At 34.4% G+C, this 1,690-nt stretch carries 1 protein-coding gene; it reads left to right on the top strand.

Going from position 1 to position 1,690, the window contains the following annotated elements:
* The first annotated feature begins 119 nt into the window (after positions 1–119).
* Complete coding sequence (locus ACTYA4_RS22005) at positions 120–1,616, top strand: IS1182 family transposase (protein WP_445505872.1); 1,497 nt, start codon at positions 120–122, stop codon at positions 1,614–1,616.
* Positions 1,617–1,690: the final 74 nt, after the last annotated feature.

Genomic DNA, 1,690 nt, shown 5'->3' on the forward strand with positions numbered 1-1,690 from the left:
GAGGCCACTGAAAAAGTCCAATTTTTTTTTTAGGCAGTTGAAAGTTTGATTTAATCGAACTTTCAACTGCCTTTTTGTTTTATAATTATGATATTAAAATGTATGTAGGTGGTATAAAAATGATTGCCAATCAAGAATCTTTCACGCTTAGTCCGTTTCTAGCTATTTATGATTTCGTTGTCCCAAAAGATAATATGCTTCGCCAAATCAATGATTTAGTGGACTTTTCCTTCATTCTTGAAGAATTGAAAAAAAAATATTGTCTGGATAACGGTCGCAATGCAGTGCCGCCGATTCGTATGTTCAAATATCTATTGCTTAAATCGATTTATGATTTGTCAGATGTAGATGTAGTAGAACGTTCCAAATATGATATGTCGTTTAAGTATTTCCTCGATATGGCACCAGAAGAGGCCGTTATTGATCCAAGTTCTTTAACGAAATTTCGTAAGCTCCGTCTTCAAGATGTGGGTTTATTAGATATGCTTATCGGCAAAACAGTGGAGATTGCACTTGATAAAGAAATCATAAAAAGTAAAACCATTATTGTAGATTCTACTCATACAAAAGCACGTTATAACCAAAAGTCACCAAAAGAATTTTTACAAGAGAAATCTAAAAATGTTCGAAAAGCTGTCTACCAAATTGACGATTCAATGAAAGAAAAATTCCCATCAAAAACAACTTCTAATGAAGTAAAAGAAGAATTGGATTATTGCCGTCAACTCCTTTCAGTTGTCGAATCAGAACCACAAATCGCTGCCATCCCTGCTGTGAAGGAGAAAGTAAATGTTTTAAAAGAAGTGGTAGAAGACTACACCGAACAATTGAGCTTTTCAGAGGATCCAGATGCACGTGTGGGGCATAAATCAGCGGATTCTTCTTTCTTTGGATATAAAACACATTACACGATGTGTGATGAACGAATTATAACTGCAGCAGTTGTGACAACAGGAGAAAAAAGTGATGGAAAGTATCTTCCAGAGTTAACTAAAAAAAGCCAAAAAACAGGAATAAAAATTGAAACAATCATTGGGGATACTGCCTACTCAGAAAAAGAAAATATTCGCTATACAAAGGAAGAGAAATTAGAACTTATTTCTAAATTACATCCACTTATTACAAATGGGAGACGGACAAAAGAAGAAGAATTTGAATTTAATAAAGATGCAGGGATGTATGTTTGTAAGGCAGGACACATGGCCATTCAAAAGAAAATAGATGAAAGAAAGGGGCAAGATAAAAACCCTAGAATCAAATATCTTTTTGATATTGAGAAATGTAAAGTTTGTCCTTTCCGCGAAGGATGTTATAAAGAAGGAGCGAAAAGTAAATCCTATTCTGTAACCATCAAATCAACGGTACATAAGGACCAAGAATCATTTCAAAATACAGAAAGGTTTAAAGAATTAGCGAAAACTCGCTATAAAATTGAAGCGAAAAATAGTGAACTTAAACACAGACACGGTTATGAAACAGCCTCATCCTCGGGTCTATTTGGCATGGAAATTCAAGGAGCTACAGCGATATTTGCCGTCAATCTCAAGAGGATTCTAAAACTTCTTCAAGAAAAAGAGGAAAAAATAGACAAGGAAAAAGGCAACTTGATGTCTTAATTTTGGGGACAAGTTGCCTTTTATATGTCTACATTCAAACATAAGCAAAAAAACGAAAGTTTTTCAGTGGCCTC

It is taken from the genome of Niallia yueguangensis (genome assembly GCF_052663115.1).